Raw genomic sequence first — 16,838 nt, 5'->3', positions numbered from 1 at the left:
CTTTATGTCCATTGAAAATCAAAAAGAACGTTATACACCCTCTAATCAAGATATATTATTATCAGAGGCTTTATTAAGAGACAATATTAATTCTATCTTTAAAAGGCAAACTCCAATTGATAAAAGAACGTTGAAAAAATATGTTCGTCAATATGTTGGTTTTATGACAAATGACGATGAAATTGTAGTTTATATTAAGTTTTTTAAGAAATCGTATTTTGATAAAACCCAGTTATCCAGCGATATTATTAATGTCATGGATGGAGGAAGTGATTTTTGGTCTATTTTCATTAATATTACAAAAAGGAAACTTTACAATGTGCAAGTTAACGGGATAAGTTAAATCGCTTGCCCCCGTTCGGCATAGTTACAAGTGCTTGTTACACAACCGCCCAATTTGCAGTTTGCTCCGTTGGGCGTAATATAGCAGATGAAAGTTAACCGGCAAATGTTTTGTCGCTTGAAATATAGCCAAATTTGTAATTTGGCAGATGGATATAAAAGCGCATGTGTCCATGCTGAGAATTTAGTTGTAATATTATGAGTGAAAAAAATTTAGTGAAAGCCCATACCGGCATTCTTCCTGTGGATGACAGGATCAACAGGATACAGCAATTATCCGGTGATAAGATAGTGATCACCGAAAGCGGTTATCTTGAGATCTTTGTGAACAATGAAGCGCAAACACCCGTATTCTTTGAAGAATATAACCGTTAACCATTCAACAGGTCCGGTGATGGAAGTCAACGCCTATCATATGATCGTCGGACTGGGAATCCTGGCAGGACCCAATCAGTACAATTACACTCATAATTATAGACCATAAAAAAGATAACGAGATGAAGAAATCATTAATTATTTATATTGTGCTTAGTGTTTCAACATGTAGTCTTTATTCTCAGAATAGAACTATTAAAGGAAGGGTAATTGATGATAATTTGGAAACTTTGCCATTCGTGTCAATTGTGATTAATGACACAGTTAAAGTTGGCAGAACAGATTTAAATGGTTTTTTCCAAATAGATATCCTTGTTTCCGTGAAAAAAATATTATTTGTGTCTGTTGGAATAGATCCGGCAACTATAGAACTTTTAGATAAATGTGATGAAGTTGAGATCGTAATGATGCTAACCGCTACAGATGATTTTGTAAATCTGAAGAAGGTAGACAGGCTTCGAATGAAAAGATTTAAGAGGCTACCAGAATTACATAAAGAAGCATTTGAGAAAGGTATATTTAAGACAGATAATGCTTGTTATACACAAGAGTTTATACCTTATTATAAGAAAAAACAAAAGTGATATTAAAACAATATGTTCTTTGAGGTTTTTGTTTCTAATGATGCAATATCTTTATGTATAAATTCAACGGAAAGGAACTGCAACCGGGAACAGGATGGCTGGATTACAGAGCAAGGATGATGGCTCCACAATTTTCAGAGGGATGGTGCCGGATCCACTGAAAGAGAAATATTACTCTATTAACTCTTATGTATATAATGTGTGAATAATATGGTTATGTTTATGATCTAAATAGAATGGGGATAGATGATTTTAGATTTTTTTATGATCAATAGAAATTTTATAATAATATGTGTGGTTTGCATGATTACAGCATGTGGAAGTCAGAGAGTAAGATATAAGGATATTAGTGGTTCTTATTATAGCCAAGGTAAAAACCATGGTTTCAGATACCAATATCTGTTGACTCTTAATAAAGATAGTACATTTTCATTTAGTATAAAATCTCAGGATGCCAACCCAAACTGTAATGGAGAATGGGAAATTACAAATAATAAATTCATAATATTAAAATGCGAAGAAGCCAGCTTCCTCAAAACAATATCAAATGGCTATATGGATGGGGAGTATGAAATAATTATTGTCAACCAAAATAAATTAAAATATCAAGATATAAAATTACGACGAACAAATAAGCCCTCAGTTAAGCTGGATATGTAGTTGTTGTTAAGCGGTCGTTTACTCGATAACAGAATTTGGGATTGGATCAACATTATCTACTTGGGCATGTATCAATCCATTAGGAATACCATTTTTAGGAGCTTATTCGACTGTGTCAGTAAATAAAGAACATTCTAAGACATTGCCCAAAAGAGCATTAAAAGGCTTAAAGTCTTCTAATAATCAAATGATGAATCATCCATATTTTAATAATATAAAATGATACTTGATCATATTTTTTATAGCTTTTATAAGAGAGCTGAAAAATCAAAGGGACAAGAATACGTAAAGTCTCCAGCAATATTTTTAATGTCTTTTTTACTTACATTTAATTTTTTAGTTCTTGTGTCTATAACAAGAAATTACTATGTCTTTACTTTTCGAATAGGAGCTTTTGTGCCAATCTTTTTTATTATTGTATGTGGATTGCTTTATAGAGAAAAAAGATGTGCAAAAATTATTGAAAAATTTAGCATGAAATCCGATAAATATTTATTAGTTAATAAAATAGTGGTTAATATTTATTTTTTTGTTAGTATACTACTACTATTATTATTTTTCAAACCGACATTGTTAGGATGGTAAGAATGAAAAGCGTGATTGAATAGAGTATTTTAAGAATCATATGGTTTTGTTCGTTAGTGAAAACGCAAACACAGCAAATAGGATTAGTCTCTCCTGTTGAGCGAAATATAGCAGATGAAAGTTGAGCAATCTAAGGCAACTGCGGTATATTTCGACAACTTATCATTATCTTTTCTACCCTTTGTTACTTTAAGAAAAAGGAGGATGTCTCAAAATAGAAATTAAGTCTCTGAGAATTGAATATTCGGATTTGTTCTCAGATAGGTATCCGAATAAAGAGAGGGTGAAATCACGTTGTGATACACCCTCTCTTATAAGTCAATACGGCTGATAGGTCGTGTTCATTACATTTAAAGTTTCAGGTATCCATATCCTGTAACGAACATCGTTTTTCCATGTATTCCCTGCAGATGCAAAATCACAAAAATGGATTTGCCGCGGAAGTTTACCTTCCCCTTCCAGATCAGTCCCTAATACCAATGGTGCAGTAAAAGACATCCATATCCCGTTCACATTGTTCACCGGAAGCAGCTGTACATAACCGTCTTTTGAGTCGATCCGGGCGGTTTCATCCACAAATCCATCGGCAAAGCGGGTATCACGGGCCAAAACGACAGGTCCCTTTACTATGGCAGCATAACCATTTTCTTTCATCACCCGGCCCCGGACATCGAGTTCCAATGTAATCACATCACCTTTTTTCCAGCTTCTGTCGATCTTATAATAAGTACCAGAGACCACTCCATCCAGTTTTTCGCCATTCACGGATACTGTATTTTCCTTACTCCAGGCAGGAATACGTAAAGAAACGACAAATGACTCCACCCGGTCAGGATCAATTTCTATCCTGACAGTTCCCTTCTCCGGATAATCCGTCTGTTGTTTTATCCTGACCTTTTTCTTTTTATCCAATACTATCTCCTTGGAGAAATCTGCATAAAGATTGATAAACATATCACGCTGTGAAGTCATCACTGCAAACTGGGGCAAAAGAGCAAAACCTCTCGGCCCGTTCGCATTACAACAATTGATATGCATTCCGCATTGTTCTTCCCCAGGATGCCGCTGACCTTCCAACGGACTATACTTTGCAATCTGTGATGCATCGTCTTTCATTGAAGCCAGAAGTGCGTTGTATGTGGTTGTTTCTATCTGATCGGCATAAACAGGATTTCCTGTGAGCGACAATAATGTCTGGCATAATTTCATCCAGGTCATAGTAACACAGGTCTCCATAGTATGATAAGTAGGCCTGGTCTGCAACGTCTTACCATGATACCAGCATTCAAAAGCGCTTCCCGACCCGGCGACATTGATCTCCGTATCAATGATATTGCGGACGGTCTTTTCCACAGCTGATAAATATCGTGGTTCATTGGTGATTTTATATAATTCGAGCAATCCTTCATAGCAGGACATCATTTCATAAGCCTTTTGACCGTTAAACGGACTGAACCATGATTTCTGTATGGTTTTAGGATGCGGAAAGCGGTCCGCAACGGGTATTCCCAATTCTGCCTTACTGATCAGGCGCGGCCCTGCTTCGGTTTCCCACTGATCGACAATGTATTTGGCGAAATCCAGATAACGTACTTCTCCTGTCCGTTGATATAAATATATGATAGGTTCCAGTATGCTGCTGCTGGCCATACCATGATAATTTCCGGTAGTCACGATATTTAATTTGCCCGGCCCCACTTGGCCCAACAAATGGTCGGCAGCCCTGCGGCAGGCATCCAGTACCTTTTTATCTCCCGTCAGATCATAATAAGACAACAACCCAAGCAAGGAATATTTACGGCCCCAAACATCCCATTCCTTCAGCTGGGCCTCTTCTGAATAATTCCCGATATATCCGTTCGGTAGTTGGGAAGCCAATAATTTGTTCACCGAAGTTGTTATTGAATCGAGCAATACCGGATCATGAGTATAACGATAGGACAAAACTGCACCAAGCATCCATTTACCCCAGAATTCGCTTTGCCAGCGCCGTGTTTCTGTTTTGTTGAAAAACGGGATCACCAGATGATTCACATCCTGTCCTTTCACTCGCGATTCGATGCAGGCATCTATCCGTCCTCCCAGATAACTGCCAAGCTTTATAGATGATGGATCACCTGACTCGATCTTATCAGGAACGGCAAAAGGAACCCGGATCTTCTGGGCATGTACCGAACAGGAAATGATCATTAGAAATGCAATGAACTTAAAAAAAGAAACATGATATCCTTTCATGAGTGTTAAATGGTATTACAGTTATACTAAAAAATAGAAAATACTTTACGCATTTTAATTTGCCTACTCTCAACTATCTAAATAACAGCAGTTATCTCATTATTTTGACCGGTGAATCTTAAATAATCCCGTTACATTTCATCTTCGACGAGCTTTATTCCGGCACGCCTCCTTTTTTGAAATGATCACCAATATAAATTGCCGGCACTCAAAGATAACAAAAAAGATCATAAAAAGTTAAAACCGGTACTACCAGATGTGTTTTTCCGTATACCGGGACAATCAACCGATCTGTTTCGAACTATTGTAAAATAGTGGCTTTTTACTAATTTTGCAAGGTCATCCAATCATGGATCATGCTGCCTTCTTAACCAATAAAATTCACTGAGATGCAAAATGATATAAAAAATATTTTTCAGCACGAAGCACAAGCCATTATGAATATCCCGGTCACCGATGCTTATGACCAGACCATTGATCTGATTTATCGATCAGTGCATCAGAATGGGGGGAAAGTAGTGGTCAGTGGTATGGGTAAAGCAGGGCAAATTGCCGTAAGTATAGCCACAACATTCAGTTCCACTGGTACTCCTGCCGTATGGCTTCATCCTGCCGATGCACAACATGGCGACCTGGGCATCCTTTGTAAAAATGATGTTTTGTTGTTGATTTCCAATTCAGGAAAGACCCGTGAAATTATAGAATTAGTAGCTCTGGCAAAAGGACTATGGGAACAGGTTCCTATTATTGTTATCACCGGAAATCCTGAGGGAGAACTGGCAAAAAAAGCAGATGTATGTATTTTTACAGGAAACCCATCCGAAGTATGCACATTAGGACTTTCGCCTACCACCTCCACCACTGTCATGAGTGTTATCGGCGACGCACTTGTCGTACAGATGATGAAACGGATCGGGTTCAATAAGGCTGAATATGCCAAACGCCACCACGGCGGCTACCTTGGACAAAAGTCAAGAGGGGAAACAGTATAATTATCGGACTAAAACCTGAATAAACTCTGGAAAAGCAATAAGCCGTTGACATTTCCCAGATCAGGATCAACAGCACGTTCAATACATGCCATAATGCCGAAAACATTCATATGTTTGTTGCAAATAGCAGCAACATTATCGATGGATCCGTCGGGATTCGAAGCTGATGTTGTTTTACCGTCTTCGCTACAATAACGCAATAGGATCTGTCCGTTCTGATGAAATTCCCGCATATTTTCCGCATCTGCCTGGTACCTTCCGAAAGCATGTGCTATGGGTAACTGCAGTAACTGTCCTTTGGAAAGGAGCCTCGTTAAAGGAGTGGCAGTATTATCAGGCCTGGTAAATACATTTTTTCCAACAAATGTCTGGGATTCATTGGTAATCAGTTTTCCACTTAACATTCCTGCCTGGCATAAAATCTGGAATCCGTTACCAATGCCCAGCACAAACCCCCTGTTTTCTGCAAATCGTTTAACCGGTTCCATGATCGGCGATTTTGCTGCTTTCATCCCGGGCTCGGGAGCATCACCGAATGAGGCGCCGGTAGGCAATACTACAACATCTATATCAGGCAGGGAAGTATCTTCATACCATAATTGTACCACATCTTGTTCCAGGATATGGTTCAATGCGTACAAAGTATCTGAAAAACCTGTGCTTCCCGGAAAATTTACTACACCAAACTTCATATATCTATTTTTTTTACTGTTACAAACCTACATGTTTTCTGCCGGACGAACAAATATTTTTCAAAGGATGTTTTGCCGATCCCCCATCTTATCACCCCTGATCCGGGAAAAGACATAATAATGAATTGTTTATCGGCACATTTATCCAATTATTTCGATGATATTGTATTTCAAGCAACTGTAAAACTAAGTGCATTCTGTATCTTTATCAAGAAATTCTTCGAAAAATGTAAGCATCAGATTTTTAATCAATCAATTAATTTCTTTCTTTTGTACATTTTTTATAAGGGGTAGATAATATATTCCATAAAACGGTTTGATATTTGTATATCACTTAGATATAAATTATTAGGATATCAGGAAAACACATAAAATATTACTTATTGTCTTGTTGGTAATCATATCATTACCAACAGTCATTTTTTTTGTGGTCAACAACGAACGTGTACAAAATATAATTGCTCAACGCGTAACTTCCTTTTTATCTGAAAAATTGGACAATCAGGTTTCCGTTGAACACATCCGGATATCACGATTCAATAAGGTCACACTGACTAATTTATGCGTTACGGGTTTACGTGGGGATACGATCCTCAAAGCACCTGAATTGGTAGGGCGTTTAGGCTTTTTTGCATTCTCATCCAAAAACATCAAAATCCGGAAAGTTGTCCTGAATAATGCCGATATCCGTTTGGCTATAGACCCGGAACGGGATGAAATAAACATAAAATTTATTATAGACCGGTTAAAATCCAAAGATTCTACTGAAAATAAGCCCCGGTGGATTTTTGGAATGCAGGCAATAGAATTAAACAATTGCCATTTTTCATTCACCAACCCCACTAAATCGTTCGACCGTCCGTTCGGAATGAATTATGCGAATATCGATGTGACCGATCTTAATCTGGATATTTCCGATTTTCGCCTGGGTGATGAAGAGGAAGGAGGCGTGTATTTTCATATTCAAAAATTATCCTGTACAGAAAAATGTGGACTGGTTGTCGAATCCATGTCCGCAGATTTTTTTGTCAACCGGAATAACCTGTCATTTAAAAATGTACATATCATCACCCAGGAATCGGAAATAACCGCTAAAGATGCTTCTTTCCTGTTTGACTCATTTAAAGATTTCGGCAGTGGCAGGTTTGTCTCTAAAGTAAAGATGAGTATAGATATCCAGCCCTCCAGGGTGAATTTCTGTGATCTGTCCAACTTTGTCCCGGCATTCGGCCTTTATTCTGATTATGCCCTGGTGCAGGGTCAGGTTACGGGAACCATTCAGAATATGAAGGGGAAAGACGTACAAATCCGTGCCGGAGAGATGACGAGGATACTGTTCGATTTTGACCTGAAAGGATTGCCGGATATCCGTTCGACTTTTATATTTACCGAGATCTATGACCTCCTTACCTGTCCTTCCGATATAGAACGCATCCAGTTACCCCGTTCGAAAAAAGGCCATGTATCCCTTCCGGAAACAATGTTGCAACTGAAGACAATCGGGTTTACCGGAAATTTCACAGGCTTTTTCGATGATTTTGTCACATACGGGACCTTTTCCACGAATCTGGGAAATCTTTCCACTGATGTTTCCATAAAGCCAAGTATAGATTCGAAAGCCGATACCACTTTCACATTCCGGGGAGAACTTAAAACCGAGAATTTTCATTTGGGAAATCTGCTGCAACAAACGATCATTGGTGAAGTTACCCTGAACGGGATGGTTGAAGGTTCGGCTTCTGACCTGGGTAACATCCATGCGTCTATTGAGGGGCTTATAAAATCAATTCATCTGAAAGGTTATAATTACAAAAATATTCCCGTTAATGGAGCCATTAACAACAGGACGTATGATGGTCAGTTAAGTATTGAAGAACCCAATATCAAAATGGATTTTTCCGGAAAAGTAGACCTGACTGATCCGGCCGTTCCTGCATTTGACTTCTGGGCTGAAGTTGAAAGGGCAAGGTTGTATCATCTCAGACTAAATGATACCGACACCTCTTCATTTGCAGCGTTCAGCATCAAAGGAGCATTTTCTGGTACCAACATCGATAATATCATGGGTGACCTTGAGTTGAAAAACTCTCTGATCCGCCGGAAAAGCAGGGAAATAGAAATCAATGATCTGCTCCTTTTTACAAAAGCCATCCGGGACACCAACCGATTCATCCTACGGTCGGATATTCTGGATGCTGAAATATGGGGACAATACCAGTTCCTGAAGCTGCCTGAGTCTTTCCTGTCACTCGTTAAAAATTATGCTCCGGCGTGGGGACCACGTTCCATCAATGCAGACAGTTTGTCTCACAATAGATTCCGGTTTGAAGCCGAATTTAAAGATACGGAAAAACTTACCCATTTCTTTCTTGACGAGTTTCGTGTTTCCAGGGGAACACGTCTGGAAGGAATATATAATCCGGCACAAAAAGATGTCCAGTTTGTGTTGAAAGTGCCTTATATGTATTTGGATGGAAGCCACTGGCGGGGACTTCAAGTAAGTGGAGTTACCCAGGATTCTATATTCTCATTGGAAGCAGGAAGCGAAATCTTCAGGATCAACAAAAATTTTTCTTTCGAGAACCTGACCTTACTGGCAAACGCAAGGGCAGATAGTGTTACCCTTGATATTCGCTGGAATAATTGGGATTCCATACTCAACAAAGGTAACCTACGATCGAAAATATTCTTCATTGCTATGCCGCAACGTTTGGTCCCGTCCATCCATTTATTTAGTGAACCGGGACAGATCATCCTGTCAGGCGAGACCTGGGGAATCGCTCATCAGGGAATAAGCGTTGATTCAACAGCGGTAAAGATCAATCAGTTCCGTGCTTTGAAAGATGGGCAGGAAATCCTGATATCAGGAATCATTTCTGAACGGGAAGAAGATAAGTTACAAATAAATGTGAAAGATCTGCACCTTTCAGCTTTAAATTCTACTTTGCGTTTTGATCAGCTCGCCCTTGGAGGAATTGCCAATGGTACAGCATCATTATCCAACCTGTACCGGGTCCCTGTTTTTGTATCGGATCTACATATTGAGGATTTTTCCCTGAATGGAGGATTATTCGGAAGAACGAAACTGGCTGCCCGGTGGAACAGCTTCAACAGAAGCGTCCGTATTGAAACGGAATCCCTGCTGAATGATGTAAGGACCTTATATGTACGTGGAAATTACTACATCGGGAATCAGAACCTTGATTTTGATGTACAGGTAGAAAGAATGTCTGCGAAAGTCATCCAGCCGTATATTGAGAATATTTTTACGGACATTGACGGAATGCTCTCTGCCCGGGCAAAGCTTACAGGAACAATTGCCCAACCATTGCTGAACGGTGAGTTAGAATTACATCGTACGGCATTGACACTCGACTATACCAAAACGAGATATAATTTTTCCGGAGTATCCCAGATCGCTAATAATTCTGTATTATTCAACAATATACAGATATTTGACCGATCAGGAAACCTCACTACATTAAACGGAAACATTACCACGAAGAACTTCAAAGACCTTTCTTTCGACCTGTTACTCCGTGCTACCAATATGGAAATATTGAATACCCAGGAACGTGATAATAATCTCTTCTATGGAAAAGCTTTTGCCAGCGGCAGTATCCGTATTTCCGGAATTCCAAATGATGTAAAACTGGATATTACTGCACAAACCGAAAAAAATACCCAGTTCAATATTCCTTTGTCATCAAGCGGCGAAGTTGCACGTACCAATTTTATCTCATTCGTAGACCATACTCCGCGCCCGAAAAGACCATTATATGAGTTCAGAAGACGCAGGAATACGGCATCTGCCGAAAATGAAACCGAGCCGAATCAGAAGATGACCATCAATATGTCGCTTGACGTCACTCCCGATGCTGAAGTACAACTCATTTTCGACTCGAAGATCGGCGATATCATGAAAGCCAGGGGATCCGGCAGCCTGACCTTCAACATTTCCGAGAATCGCTTTGATATGTCCGGTTCTTATGTCATAGAACAAGGCGACTATCTTTTTACATTAAGAAACTTCATCAATAAAAAATTCACGCTTGAAAAGGGAGGGGTTATCACATGGAACGGAAGTCCTACGGATGCCCTGGTCAATCTTAAAGCAAAATATGCAACCAAACCGCCCCTGGGCGATCTGATGGGTTCTTATGAAGGTTTAGCCAATCGTTCTGTCCCGGTAGAGTGTATATTGCATATAACCAATAAACTTACGGATCCCAATATCCGTTTTGATATCCAAATGCCTAATGCCGAACAGGAAGCACGGGCTTTCCTCAGTGCGGCGACCAACTCAGAAGAAGAAATGACCCGCCAGTTCCTTTCTCTGCTGGTAATAAACCGTTTTTATGCTGATCCTAATCTGGCCGATCAAACGAGTGGAGGATCTTCAGGCTCTTCAGGCCTTGAAACCATGGGGATGGCTACCGCATCGGAATTCCTGACCAATCAGCTGAGTCATATGATCTCACAATGGAGCAATAATTTTGATGTGGATCTTTCCTATTATCCCGGATTAGAGAGCCAGAATATCGGGATGGACATTTCCACCGATACCTGGAATTTCCATATGGGGTATGAAGTCGGTGGCATGAAGACCGCCGAATCATCTTCTAATGTTGTCGGCGATTTTACATTCGATACCAAGCTAAGCAAAAGCGGAAAATTAAGGTTCAAAGCCTTTAACCGTTCCAATGAACATTACCAGTTTGTCCAGGCAAATTATACACAAGGGCTCGGTATATTGTTCCGGGAAGATTTTAATAGTATAAAAGATCTTTTTGGCCGTAAGAAAAAGAAAAAATCCGAATCCGATACCCAACACAAAAAAGAGGAAAAACAGGATGATCAGGATACAGATACCACCACCCCACCCATTGAAGAGTGATTAGTTGACTGATATTTTTACAGATACAAAAAAAGAGGGAAAATCCCTCTTTCTTATTTTTGAAATCATTCGTTACACGCCTAACCGACTTCTACGGATCATTTCTTCATTACTCCATTTGGTCGTCACAGTGTGTCCGTTTAGCGGTATGATCCGTTCATGGATAGCGTCAATGATCCATTCTTTCTGGGGAAAGAAGGATTGCTCCAGCTCGTACGCCGGAGTGATCCAGTTACGGGATCCTACCACTACCGGAGGAGCATCAAGATCATCAAAAGCCAGCTGGGTGATGTTTTGCGCCATATCATTCAGGAATGAGCCACGGACAGATGCATCGCTGGCCAGCACAATACGCCCGGTTTTACGGACGGATTCCAATACCAGGCTATAGTTGAATGGTACCAGGCTGCGCGCATCGATCACTTCCGCCTCCAGGTTATATTTCGCTTTCAGCTCATCCGCTGCCTGCAAAGCGGTATACAGTGTCGATCCAATGGTCAGGATGGTGACATCTTTTCCGGTACGTTTGATATCCGGTTCACCGAAAGCGACTTCATAGTATCCTTCGGGAACACCTCCTTCGTGGAATTGTTCACCGACATCATAGATACGCTGGCTCTCGAAAAAGATAACCGGATCGGTACCCTGAAGGGCCGCATTCATCAATCCTTTGGCATCATACGGAGTAGCCGGGAAACAGACTTTTAAGCCCGGGATATGCGCCACCAGTGATGACCAGTCCTGTGAGTGTTGTGCCCCGTATTTGGATCCCACCGATACCCGGATCACCACCGGCATCTTGATTACATTACCACTCATGGCCTGCCATTTGGGTAACTGGTTGAACACTTCATCGCCACAACGGCCAAGGAAATCGCAATACATGATCTCGACCAGCGCCCGGCCGCCGCACATCGCATAACCAATGGCCGTACCTGCAATAGCGCCTTCGGCAATAGGCGAATTGAACAAACGATGATAAGGCAGGGCTTCGGTTAACCCGCGGTATACTGCAAAAGCACCGCCCCAGTCCCGGTTTTCCTCACCGTAAGCCACCAGAGTTGGATCTTTATAAAAGCGGTCTACGATGGCTTCGAACAAACCATCCCGCAACTGGTACATTTTCATCTTGGATACCGGCTTGCCGTCTTTATCCAGATAAAAACGTTCTTTATTTTTTATTTGTTTCACACGTGGGTTTTCCTCCATCGGCATCAGCACATCCGGTTTTCTCCCTTCTTCCAGACTGGCAAAGGAACCGTTTGAAAACATCATTTTTCCGATGGCTTCCGGATCTGCCTTCATATCAAGCAATGGGGATATGGCATCGTCTGTTGCCATTTTCAATACTTCAGTGATCTGTTTCGTAATGGATCCGCGGATTTCTTCCAGCTGGCCTTCCGTAGCGATTTTAGCTTTTACCAGTTCTTTGCCGAAAGCTATAATACTGTCAAATTCCTTCCAGGCTTCCACTTCTTCCGAAGTACGATATGATGAAGCATCCGACGGTGAATGTCCGCTATAACGGTAAGTGAGCACATCCAACAGTACCGGGCCGTTTTTGGCAGCCAGTACTTCACGTTTGCGTCGGTATGCATCGATCACGGCCAACGGATTATATCCGTCAACACGTTCGGCATACATCATTTCCGGATTAAGACCGGCACCAATACGTGCGGCAATTTCATACCCCATCGTTTCACCGGTGGTCTGACCGCCCATACCATACTGGTTATTCATGATGTTTACGATCAACGGCATTCCGCCTTTATGTTCGCCTTCCCATAATTGTTTGTACTGATCCATGGTAGCGAATGTCAGCCCTTCCCATACGGGACCACAGGCCATGGATGCATCCCCGATATTACACACGACAATGCCCGGTTTTTGATTGACCTTTTTAAACAGGGCCGCGCCGACAGAAATATCTCCGGAACCACCGACAATAGCATTATTGGGATACACCCCGAAAGGCGTGAAGAATGCATGCATAGAACCACCCAGACCACGGTTGAATCCGGTAGAACGGGCAAAGATCTCAGCCATGGTCCCGTAAATAAGGAACTGGATAGCCAGTTCTTTTACTGTGCCTTTGAACCCTTTTTCCACAACACGCAGGATATTCCCACCCTGGAAAGTCGTCATGATTTCCATCAATTCCTTGTCATTCAACTTGGCAATGGCAGACATCCCTTTGGCCAGAATTTCGGCATGACTACGGTGCGATCCGAAAATATAATCTTCCACACCCAGCGTATAAGCCATCCCCACAGCAGCGGCTTCCTGACCGATACCCAGGTGAGCAGGGCCGGGATGGTTGTATTTTACACCATTGTACTCGTTGGAGATCTTTATGGAGTTAAGCATCTCTTCGAAATTCCTGATGACAGCCATATCATGATAAATCCGGAGGAAATCATCATCGGTATAGTTCGTTCTTTCTTCGGCTATTTTCTTTTTATATTGGTTAACGGGGATTTTTCCAAATTCGATAAATCCCGGCTTACGCAAGTTCTTTGGATTGATAAACTGACTTTTAGGCATTTTTTTTATTTTTATACAATAATATTTTTGAAATGTTTAATTGACCATTATGTGATGACAAAAATTTCCATTGGAAAAAAATTTCACTTCATAATTACCGATAGGTTTTTGAATAGCTATCCATAATCGAACCCCTTGGCCTCCTTTTCTTCCGGGTGTACCATTAAAATCCACATTAAAATTTATACATTTTGTTTGTTGATCTTGAGTAACTTGATAACGTACGTCCTTGACAGCAGAGAATTCAACAAGAACTGAGATGGATAAGAGTACTTCCCTAAAAAAATTAATCTTTGATCGACCGCCATCATCACAAAATTCATAAAATTCATCCCGACTTCGAATAATGACACACTGTTCTTTGGGTTTGCAATTAACAGATACTTTTCTATGTGGATATTCTATTATTTTCTCGTTTTGAGCATATACACTAAACATATCACATAAGAAAATTATAACAAAAATGTATTTTATCATTCGAGTCCCGATTGAGGAGATGATATTATTAATATCACATTGTTATCACGAAATAGCTACATCAAAATTTTCTATCTGCATTTTGATTTCCCTAAGGAACAAGGTGGCAGGGCCGCCGTCTATGGCACGATGATCATAGGTCAGGGATAATCCGATATAGGGAACAAATGCCATCACCCCTCCCCCAATGTCTGCAGGACGGTGCACAATGGTATTCACACCGAGGATGGCCACCTGTGGAACATTGATGATGGGTGTAAACACTTCAACACCATAATTACCGAGGTTGGATACGGTAAAACTCCCCATGGTACTTTTCAGCAATTCCGGGTCAACATTTCCTTTACGACAGGCTTCTGCCAGAGTACGCAGGTTGTTGGATAAGCCTTTGAGTGAAAGGTTATCCGCGTTTTTCAGCACAGGAACCATTAATCCGCGGGGCGTATCCACTGCCAGACCGAGATGTACCTGTTTGAACGTCTTGATGCTGTCACCCAGGAACTGGCTGTTTGCTTCAGGGAATTTTTCCAGTGCACGGATCACCGCCCAGCAAACCATATCATTCAGGGTAATGTTCGGATAATTCGGATCCGCTTTTTGCGATTTCTTCACCTGTTCACGAAAAGCCAGCAGTTTACGGACATCAGCCCCCATATGGTGGGTCAGCTGCGCACTGTTCTGTAATGATTCGTGCATCGCCTTTGCGATCAGCTTCCGGATGTTGCTGAGCTTTTTCACTTCATGTTCTTCATTGCTGTACTCCACCACCGGAGCAGCAGGGGTCATTTTGGCTACGACAGGCTGAACCGGTTCAGCTGCCACGACATTACCTGTCAGGGCTTCCACATCGCGTACAATAATACGGCCGTTCGGACCGGTTCCTTTCAGTGTAGATAAGTTAATCCCTTTCTTTTCTGCCATTGAACGTGCCCGCGGAGAAACCCGTATCTTCGTATCACCTGCGACAGGTGTAGCGGTATTTTCTGAAACCGGTGCAGCCGATACAACAGGCGACGCGACAACGGGTGCAGAGTCGGCTACGGATGTCCCTCCCGGACGAAATTCGTCCGTTGACTCACCGGCGCTACCGATCACTGCCACATTGTAAAGAACAGGGACTTCATCCCCTTCATTATAAAATATTTCCAGTAATATCCCGTCTACCTTGGCTTCTTCTTCAAACGAAGCCTTATCGGTCTCGTATGAAAACAGCAGGTCTCCGGCCTTTACCGCATCTCCCTTTTTCTTGTACCACTGTGAAATGATACAACTTTCTACACTCTGTCCCTGTTTGGGCATCATAACGGGTGTTGCCATAATTTTTTGTTTATGTTTTTACAATACTTTACAAGTTGATGATTTAAAGAATCAGATACATCTAATAAACAGGCATTTTATACACTCTTGTCAATGGAAAAATTACATTTCTTCTTCAAATACACTGTTTTATGCGGATACAAATATATGAAATTATTTACTTGTAATTACAAGTTGCCAATTATTTTCATGATACTACAAAGCAAAAATCAGACACTTTCTTGATTGAAAAAGAAAAATTTATCCTATTTTTGATTGGCGGAAGCATCTAACTTTATCATCATAATTTATTATGAAAATATCTGACAGTGACTTGATTATTATTCCATTTGATTTTACTCCATTATCCTATCAGGCATTGGAACATGGTGCATACATGGCAAAAGCCATGAACCAGAGATTATTGATCTTACACATCAGCAGTAAAGATGCTGATATTCCGAAGATTGAGAAAAAGCTTTGTTTTGTCATTGAAGAATGTATGGAGAAATTCGGCATCCGTCCGGAATTCATGATCCGCAAAGGCAGCCGTCCGTACGCGATGATCAAAAACATATCAAAAGAACTGCGTCCGACACTTGTTATCCTGAAAACAGGTGGTGTTAAGGGGATCAGGCGCTATACAGGGATCCGCACCATCAAAATACTGTCGGGAACCGTTATCCCTTTTGTTGTGGTACAGGATGCTCCCCAAAATACAGTTTTCCAAAATATTGTCTTTCCAATCAACTTCCTGAACCAGCATGATACGAAACTGAAACGGGTGGTATATTTCAGCCAGTTCTATCCTGACGCTGTTATGCATATCGTTACCCCTTCAGGAAAAGGCACCGGCAAGGAAAAAAATATGGAAGTCAACATCACCTTAACGACCAAGGTACTGGAAGACCAGAACGTGAAAGTGAATTTCATTACCCATGACAAAAAAAAGAACAAGGCAGAGGATATTATCAGCCTTTCTAAAGAGGTAAATGCCGATATCATCATGACCCAGATGGAAGATGTCCCGACCATCAGCAAGTTCCTGTTCGGCTTGAGGGAAGAAAAACTGATCACCAATACCGATAAGATACCTGTTATGTGTTTTCACAGATTATCGGAATTTAAAGGACTTACCTGATATCATGCTTTAACTTGG

General features: G+C 41.0%; 12 protein-coding genes. 7 read left to right on the top strand and 5 right to left on the bottom strand.

Features of this window, described 5'->3' with window-relative positions; translation table 11 throughout:
- The first annotated feature begins 4 nt into the window (after positions 1 to 4).
- From LBQ60_11130 to LBQ60_11115, 4 genes are all read left to right on the top strand, one after another.
- Complete coding sequence (locus LBQ60_11130; GenBank protein ID MDR2038464.1) at positions 5 to 343, top strand: hypothetical protein; 339 nt, start codon at positions 5 to 7, stop codon at positions 341 to 343.
- Between the two features lie 197 nt (positions 344 to 540).
- Positions 541 to 717, top strand: a complete 177-nt coding sequence (locus LBQ60_11125; GenBank protein MDR2038463.1) for a hypothetical protein — start codon at positions 541 to 543, stop codon at positions 715 to 717.
- Between the two features lie 122 nt (positions 718 to 839).
- Positions 840 to 1,301 (top strand): carboxypeptidase-like regulatory domain-containing protein, encoded by a 462-nt coding sequence (locus LBQ60_11120; GenBank protein MDR2038462.1) that lies wholly within the window; start codon positions 840 to 842, stop codon positions 1,299 to 1,301.
- A gap of 246 nt (positions 1,302 to 1,547) precedes the next feature.
- Complete coding sequence (locus tag LBQ60_11115) at positions 1,548 to 1,961, top strand: hypothetical protein (protein MDR2038461.1); 414 nt, start codon at positions 1,548 to 1,550, stop codon at positions 1,959 to 1,961.
- Between the two features lie 903 nt (positions 1,962 to 2,864).
- Here LBQ60_11115 and LBQ60_11110 read toward each other — a convergent pair.
- Positions 2,865 to 4,781 carry a glycoside hydrolase family 127 protein gene (locus LBQ60_11110; GenBank protein MDR2038460.1) on the bottom strand — a complete coding sequence of 639 codons (1,917 nt, stop codon included), beginning with the start codon at positions 4,779 to 4,781 and terminating at the stop codon, positions 2,865 to 2,867.
- A 389-nt stretch (positions 4,782 to 5,170) separates the two neighbouring features.
- On the opposite strand from LBQ60_11110, the gene LBQ60_11105 reads away from it, so the two are divergent.
- Complete coding sequence (locus tag LBQ60_11105) at positions 5,171 to 5,773, top strand: SIS domain-containing protein (protein MDR2038459.1); 603 nt, start codon at positions 5,171 to 5,173, stop codon at positions 5,771 to 5,773.
- 8 nt (positions 5,774 to 5,781) lie between these two features.
- On the opposite strand, the gene purQ is transcribed toward LBQ60_11105, so the two are convergent.
- Positions 5,782 to 6,465 carry a phosphoribosylformylglycinamidine synthase I gene (purQ, locus tag LBQ60_11100; GenBank protein MDR2038458.1) on the bottom strand — a complete coding sequence of 228 codons (684 nt, stop codon included), beginning with the start codon at positions 6,463 to 6,465 and terminating at the stop codon, positions 5,782 to 5,784.
- A 388-nt stretch (positions 6,466 to 6,853) separates the two neighbouring features.
- On the opposite strand from purQ, the gene LBQ60_11095 reads away from it, so the two are divergent.
- Positions 6,854 to 11,362 carry a translocation/assembly module TamB gene (locus LBQ60_11095; GenBank protein ID MDR2038457.1) on the top strand — a complete coding sequence of 1,503 codons (4,509 nt, stop codon included), beginning with the start codon at positions 6,854 to 6,856 and terminating at the stop codon, positions 11,360 to 11,362.
- Positions 11,363 to 11,434: 72 nt separating this feature from the next.
- On the opposite strand, the gene LBQ60_11090 is transcribed toward LBQ60_11095, so the two are convergent.
- From LBQ60_11090 to LBQ60_11080, 3 genes are read right to left on the bottom strand one after another with little or no spacing between them, the layout of a single operon-like run.
- Positions 11,435 to 13,906, bottom strand: a complete 2,472-nt coding sequence (locus LBQ60_11090; GenBank protein ID MDR2038456.1) for a dehydrogenase — start codon at positions 13,904 to 13,906, stop codon at positions 11,435 to 11,437.
- Between the two features lie 36 nt (positions 13,907 to 13,942).
- Positions 13,943 to 14,383, bottom strand: a complete 441-nt coding sequence (locus LBQ60_11085; GenBank protein ID MDR2038455.1) for a hypothetical protein — start codon at positions 14,381 to 14,383, stop codon at positions 13,943 to 13,945.
- 45 nt (positions 14,384 to 14,428) lie between these two features.
- Positions 14,429 to 15,700: a 2-oxo acid dehydrogenase subunit E2 gene (locus tag LBQ60_11080; GenBank protein ID MDR2038454.1), complete on the bottom strand. Its 1,272-nt coding sequence runs from the start codon at positions 15,698 to 15,700 to the stop codon at positions 14,429 to 14,431.
- Between the two features lie 292 nt (positions 15,701 to 15,992).
- Between LBQ60_11080 and LBQ60_11075 the strand changes: the two genes are divergently transcribed.
- Positions 15,993 to 16,820, top strand: coding sequence for a universal stress protein (locus LBQ60_11075; GenBank protein ID MDR2038453.1), 828 nt, complete (start codon positions 15,993 to 15,995; stop codon positions 16,818 to 16,820).
- Positions 16,821 to 16,838: the final 18 nt, after the last annotated feature.

The sequence above is a fragment of the Bacteroidales bacterium genome, assembly GCA_031275285.1.
Classification (GTDB): domain Bacteria; phylum Bacteroidota; class Bacteroidia; order Bacteroidales; family UBA4181; genus JAIRLS01.
Note: the sequence above shows the minus strand (reverse complement) of the source record. Positions and strands in the feature narration are given on the sequence as shown.

What these genes read in the sequence shown, in the direction of transcription:
- LBQ60_11130 (MDR2038464.1), top strand. Translation starts at nt 5, where the DNA reads ATGTCCATTGAAAATCAAAAAGAACGTTATACACCCTCTAATCAAGAT.
- LBQ60_11125 (MDR2038463.1), top strand. Translation starts at nt 541, where the DNA reads ATGAGTGAAAAAAATTTAGTGAAAGCCCATACCGGCATTCTTCCTGTG.
- LBQ60_11120 (MDR2038462.1), top strand. Translation starts at nt 840, where the DNA reads ATGAAGAAATCATTAATTATTTATATTGTGCTTAGTGTTTCAACATGT.
- LBQ60_11115 (MDR2038461.1), top strand. Translation starts at nt 1,548, where the DNA reads ATGATTTTAGATTTTTTTATGATCAATAGAAATTTTATAATAATATGT.
- LBQ60_11110 (MDR2038460.1), bottom strand. Translation starts at nt 4,781, where the DNA reads ATGAAAGGATATCATGTTTCTTTTTTTAAGTTCATTGCATTTCTAATG.
- LBQ60_11105 (MDR2038459.1), top strand. Translation starts at nt 5,171, where the DNA reads ATGCAAAATGATATAAAAAATATTTTTCAGCACGAAGCACAAGCCATT.
- purQ (MDR2038458.1), bottom strand. Translation starts at nt 6,465, where the DNA reads ATGAAGTTTGGTGTAGTAAATTTTCCGGGAAGCACAGGTTTTTCAGAT.
- LBQ60_11090 (MDR2038456.1), bottom strand. Translation starts at nt 13,906, where the DNA reads ATGCCTAAAAGTCAGTTTATCAATCCAAAGAACTTGCGTAAGCCGGGA.
- LBQ60_11085 (MDR2038455.1), bottom strand. Translation starts at nt 14,383, where the DNA reads ATGATAAAATACATTTTTGTTATAATTTTCTTATGTGATATGTTTAGT.
- LBQ60_11080 (MDR2038454.1), bottom strand. Translation starts at nt 15,700, where the DNA reads ATGGCAACACCCGTTATGATGCCCAAACAGGGACAGAGTGTAGAAAGT.
- LBQ60_11075 (MDR2038453.1), top strand. Translation starts at nt 15,993, where the DNA reads ATGAAAATATCTGACAGTGACTTGATTATTATTCCATTTGATTTTACT.